This is a genomic window from Planomonospora corallina, from assembly GCF_042650625.1.
Lineage (GTDB): Bacteria > Actinomycetota > Actinomycetes > Streptosporangiales > Streptosporangiaceae > Planomonospora_B > Planomonospora_B corallina.
Genome location: NZ_JBHSBM010000034.1, coordinates 100322 through 105572, shown reverse-complemented (window position 1 = coordinate 105572; position 5251 = coordinate 100322). Strand labels below are relative to the sequence as shown.

Sequence of the window (5251 nt, the reverse complement as noted above, 5' to 3'; positions counted from 1 at the left end):
GTGTCTTTATTCTTACAGTTCCGCTTTTCCGTGTCAATTTGACCCGGTCTGGCAGATCCTTGCGGAATTCAGACCGCCCCGTTTCCGGAGCAACCCCTCGAACTTACCCGCACATCCGATTCGTGTCGAATCAGGGAGTGATCGAGAGGTTCCCGAGCGTCCCGGTGTCCCCACCGGTTCCCTCGAGCCCGGTGGACTTTATGACCCTTCGTCCGCATCGTCAAATCAGCCCTCCTGGTGAAAACCCTTTGCCCGGTGGGTGTGACGGAGCGCACGCTGAAGCGGTGACGATTCTTGAAGCCCGCGCACTGGCGAAGAGCTTCGGCCCCGTGACCGCCGTCCACGAGGTCGGCCTCGAGATCGGCCCCGGCGAGATCGTCGGGCTGCTCGGCCCCAACGGCGCCGGCAAGTCCACCACCCTCCACATGCTGCTGGGGCTCATCACCCCGGACTCGGGGAGCATCCGCATGTTCGACCTGGAGCTGGACCGTCACCGGACCGAGGTCCTCAGCCGGATCAACTTCGCCGCCAGTTACGTGGACCTGCCCGGAGTCCTGCAGGTCCGGGAGGTGCTGGACGTCTTCGCCCGACTGTACGGCGTGCGCGACCCCCGGAGCCGCGTCGGAGAGCTGATCGAGTTGCTGGATCTCGGCCCCCTGCGCAGGCGCAGGGTCATGGAGCTCTCCTCCGGTCAGCGCACCCGCGTCCAGCTGGCCAAGGCACTCGTCAACGAGCCCAGCCTGCTCATCCTCGACGAGCCGACGGCCAACCTCGACCCGGACGCGGGCGACCGGATCCGGAACCTCCTGGTCCGCCTCTCCGAGGAGAGCGGCCGGGCGATGCTGATCACCTCGCACAACATGCAGGAGGTGGAGCGGATGTGCGACCGCATCCACTTCATGTCCGCGGGACGGATCGTCGCGAGCGGCAGCGCCGCCGAGCTCGCCGACGTCTACGGCGCGGAGAGTCTGGAAGAAGTCTTTCTCAAGGTGGCCCGCTCATGACCGTTCGAAGTGGCAGAAAAGACACAGGCGACACGATCGGCACCGCCGCCCGGGGCGGCCCGGCCGCGGCCGTCATCCATCCGCCGCTCAGCGTCCCGGCGCGCCTCACCCGGGTCGGCGGCGTGGTCCGCAGGGACTTCGCCGCACTTCGGCGCAGCCCCATCCGGATGTTCGAGATCGTGTTCTGGCCGACGGTCGAGCTGCTCGTCTGGGGTTTCGTCACGGTCTTCCTCCAGTCACAGCAGGTGCCGTTCGTGGTCGCCTTCCTGATCGGCGCCGTCCTGCTCTGGCAGGTGCTGCAGAAGGCCAGCAACGAGATCTCGATCGCGTTCCTGGAGGACATCTGGAGCAGGAACCTGCTGAACGTGCAGGTGAGCCCCCTGTCCACGGTCGAGTACGTGGTCGGCCTGGTCGTGTTCTCCTTCGGCAAGGTGGTCTTCGCCATCACGGTCATGGCGGGGCTCGCGCTGGCCTTCTACGGCTTCGGCGTCACCAGCCTGGGAGCCGGGCTGGTGCCGTTCATGGCACTGCTGCTGGTGATGGGCTGGTCCCTGGGACTGGTGGGCATCTCGGCGGTGCTCCGCTTCGGCGAGAACGCCCAGGTGATCGCCTGGTCGCTGGTCTTCGTCGTGCAGCCGCTGGCCGGGATCTTCTATCCGGTCGAGGTGCTGCCCGATCCGCTCGAGGCCGTCGCCTCCTTCATGCCGGCCACCCATGTGTTCACCGGCATGCGGACCGTCCTGGACGGCGGCCCCGTACCGTGGGACAGCCTCGCCTGGGCCGCGGCGCTGGACGCCGTCTACCTGGCTGCGACGCTGGGCCTGTTCGCGTGGACGCTGCGCTACGCCCGCGCGCACGGGAAGCTCTCCCGGTTCGGGGAGTGACCTCGGCACCGGGCCGCCGTACGGGAACGGTGCACGGGCCACCGTACGAAAGCGACGCACGGGCCACCGTACGAAAGCGACGCACGGGCCGCCGGGGAGCGCCGCGGTGGGCGTCAGCGGGGCGGGGCCACGGACATGGTCGCCATGATCACACTGACCAGGCCCTCGACGACCTCGGTGCGGTCGACCTCGGGGTGCTCCAGCCACCAGTCCCCGGTGGCCTGGACCATGCCGACGAAGGCGTGTCCGAGCACCTGGGCGCGGACCGGGTCGAGGCCGTCGGACTCGGCGGCGATCACCTTTCCGAGCTCCTCCCCCAGACCGCGCACGACCGCGGTCATCTGGGAGTGGGTCCGGCTGTCCTCCGCCCCCGCCCGGTGGAAGAGGAAGCGGTAGAGGTTCAGGTTGGCCGCGATCATGTCGAGGTAGGCGGTGACGGCCGCGCGGGCGCGCTCGCGCAGGCCGCTCCCGGGCCGGTCGAACTCCGGCCGCAGCAGCGCCACCACGCTGCGCACGTGCCGGTTGGCCAGTGCCTGGTAGAGCCCGCTCTTGTCGCCGAAGTGCCGGTAGAGGATGGGCTTGGTGATCCCGGCCTCGGCGGCGATCGACACCATGGACGCCTCCGGGCCCTCCCTCCGGATCACCCGGTCCGCGGCGTCCAGGAGGGCCCGCCGCCGGTCCGGATCCCGTCCGCTCACGAAACGCTCCCCTCTCGGAAGAAAGATCAGGATAGACGGGATGGCCGGTCCGAGGCTCGGTGATCCCCTTGTAAAGGTCATGTGGCCCCCTCGAATGGATATTCCGCCCCATACGGGGCAGGGCGAGGGCCGTGGGAGTGCGCCTCCGGGCGCGGGGAGCGGTTCTGAGCAGGGGGCTCGCGGATGGCGGAACGTCCGGTGCGACGACCGGGGAGTGAGATCCGCAGGTTGGCCGCGCGGTCGGCGCTGCGGCTGCTGGGTGCGGTCAACGGCAGGCGGGAGCGGAGGGGCGCCGTCCCGGACACCGGCACGGTCCGCATCATCCTGCAGCACGCCTACGGCATGGGCGGGACCATCCGCACCGTGCTCAACCTCGCCGGCCACCTGGCCCGGGAGCGCGACGTGGAGATCGTCAGCGTGGTCCGGACGGCGAAGGAGCCGTTCTTCCCGATCCCGCCGGGGGTGCGGGTGTCGTTCCTGGACGACCGGACCGCGCCGCGCGGTCCGCTCGCCCGGTGGCTGTCCCGTTTCCCCAGCGTGCTGGTCCCCGAGCAGGAGCGCGTCCACCACGCCCTGACGCTCTGGACCGACCTGTGCCTGGTCCGCCGGCTGCGCTCGCTCCGCTCCGGCGTCGTCATCTCCACCCGGCCCGCGTTCAATCTGATCACCGCGCTGTTCGCGCCCCCGGAGGTGATCACCATCGGCCAGGAGCACGTCACGTACGGCGTGCACGCCCCGGAGATCGTACGGCTGGCCAGACGGCGGTACGGCAGACTCGACGCCTTCGTCACCCTGACCCGGGCCGACCTGGAGGAGTACGCCGGGCTGCTGAGGAACGGCCCGCCGCGGCGACTGGTGCGCATCCCCAACGCCGTCCCGGAACTGACCGGCGACGTCTCGCGGCTGGAGGAGAAGGTCGTCGCGGCGGCGGGCAGGCTGGTGCACGCCAAGGGGTTCGACCGGCTGGTCGCGGCCTGGAAGCACGTCGCGGCCCGGCACCCGGACTGGGTGCTGCGCATCTACGGCGCGGGCACGCGGCAGGCGGAGGAGAAGCTGCGGGCGCGGATCGAGGCGGCCGGCCTGTCCGGCAGGGTGCTGCTGATGGGGCGCGCGGAGGAGATCGGCGCGGAGTTCTCCAAGGCGTCGGTCTACGTCGTCAGCTCACGCTACGAGGGGTTCGGCATGACGATCCTGGAGGCGATGAGCAAGGGCCTGCCGGTGGTGAGCTTCGACTGTCCCCACGGGCCTGGAGAGATCATCACCTCCGAGCAGGACGGGCTGCTGGTCCGCTCCAAGAAACCCGAGGCCCTGGCCGAGGCCGTCTGCCGGCTGATCGAGGACCGGGAGCTCCGCCACCGCCTCGGCCGCAACGCGCTGCGCACGGCCGCCGGGTACGACCTCGGGTCGGTGGGCGCGCGGTGGGACGCCCTCCTGGAGGACCTCGCCGCCGCCCGGGACCTCCGGCACCGGGAACCCGGCCGGGCACGGGGGCGTGGGCGGAGCCCGGAGTCCGGAGGGGAGCCGGCGGCCCGCCGTACGGGCGAGGACCGAGCCACGGAGCCGGCGGCCCGCCGCGCGGGAGATCGGGCCGCGGAGCCGGTCCGCTGACCGCGCCCGGATGCGATGATTCGACGCCCCGGTGATTCAACCGGGAGGAAAGGTCGACTTCCGGTAATCTTGCCGCTCTCTCCAGGAGGTGGCAGGTGGCCGGAGCGGGTGCCGTGGCGGTGCCGGGCTACGAGGTGTCCGGTGTGCTCGGCCAGGGCGGTTTCGGGATCGTCTACCGGGCGCGGCAGCTGGCCGTGGACCGGGAGGTCGCGCTCAAGGTGGACAACCGGGTGCTGCTCTCCGAGCGCGACCGGCGCCGTTTCATGCGCGAGGTCACCTCGGCGGGGGCGCTGTCGGGCCATCCGCACGTCGCCCACGTCTACGACGCCGGGGTGCTCGCGGACGGCAGGCCGTACATGGTGCTGGAGCTGTGCCCCGGCGGGTCGCTGCTGGACCGGATGCGCGCCGAGGGGCGGCTGGCCCCGGCCGAGGTCGCCGGCGTCGGCATCCGGATCGCCGACGCGCTCGCGGCCGCGCACGCCGCAGGGGTGCTGCACCGCGACATCAAGCCCGCCAACATCCTCGTCAACCGCTACGGCAACGTGGTGCTGTCGGACTTCGGGCTGGCCACCATGCCGTCGGCGGGCGGCTCGGCGGACGGCGGGGTCTCGGTGACCCGCGAGTCGCTCACGCCCGCCTACGCCCCGCCGGAGGCGTTCGAGCTGGCCGAGCCCACCGCGGCCGGGGACGTCTACTCGCTGGCCGCCACGCTGTACGCGCTGCTGTCGGGCCGGCCGCCCCGCTTCCCGGAGAGCGGCGTGGCCAACCTCGCGGTCATCATGGCCCTGCACCGGCAGCCGATCCCGGAGATCCCCGGTGTGCCGGCGGAGCTGACCGAGGTGCTCCGACAGGCGATGGCCTCCGATCCGGCCCTGCGCACCCCCTCGGTCGCGGCCCTGCGCGACGCCCTCACCGACCTGCGGCTGGACCGGCACACCCCGCTCCCGGGGCCGGTCCCCCCGCATCCGGTCGCGCCCACGGCGCCCACGGCGCCCACCGTGTCCCCCATGTCCCCCGTGCCCGCGGCCCCGCCGCCCGGTTCCGCAGCCGGCCCGTA

At 71.5% G+C, this 5251-nt stretch carries 5 protein-coding genes; 4 read left to right on the top strand and 1 reads right to left on the bottom strand.

Features of this window, described 5'->3' with window-relative positions; genetic code table 11:
• Positions 1-284 precede the first annotated feature (284 nt).
• Both ACFOWE_RS25885 and ACFOWE_RS25880 read left to right on the top strand, forming a co-directional pair.
• Complete coding sequence (locus tag ACFOWE_RS25885; RefSeq protein ID WP_377292219.1) at positions 285-1004, top strand: ABC transporter ATP-binding protein; 720 nt, start codon at positions 285-287, stop codon at positions 1002-1004.
• Positions 1001-1888, top strand: a complete 888-nt coding sequence (locus ACFOWE_RS25880; protein WP_377292217.1) for an ABC transporter permease — start codon at positions 1001-1003, stop codon at positions 1886-1888. Before ACFOWE_RS25885 ends, ACFOWE_RS25880 begins: the two co-directional genes overlap by 4 nt.
• Positions 1889-2001: 113 nt before the next feature.
• Here the strand turns inward: ACFOWE_RS25880 and ACFOWE_RS25875 are convergent, their stop codons facing one another.
• The gene (locus tag ACFOWE_RS25875; RefSeq protein WP_377292215.1) at positions 2002-2586 is read right to left on the bottom strand and encodes a TetR/AcrR family transcriptional regulator; all 585 of its coding nucleotides are present in this window, start codon (positions 2584-2586) and stop codon (positions 2002-2004) included.
• A 228-nt stretch (positions 2587-2814) separates the two neighbouring features.
• On the opposite strand from ACFOWE_RS25875, the gene ACFOWE_RS25870 reads away from it, so the two are divergent.
• A complete protein-coding gene (locus ACFOWE_RS25870) occupies positions 2815-4194 on the top strand; it encodes a glycosyltransferase family 4 protein (RefSeq protein ID WP_377292213.1) in 1380 nt (459 codons plus the stop codon).
• 95 nt (positions 4195-4289) lie between these two features.
• Positions 4290-5251: serine/threonine-protein kinase (locus tag ACFOWE_RS25865; protein ID WP_377292211.1), on the top strand; the 962-nt coding region annotated here is incomplete at its 3' end.

What these genes read in the sequence shown, in the direction of transcription:
- ACFOWE_RS25880 (WP_377292217.1), top strand. Translation starts at nt 1,001, where the DNA reads ATGACCGTTCGAAGTGGCAGAAAAGACACAGGCGACACGATCGGCACC.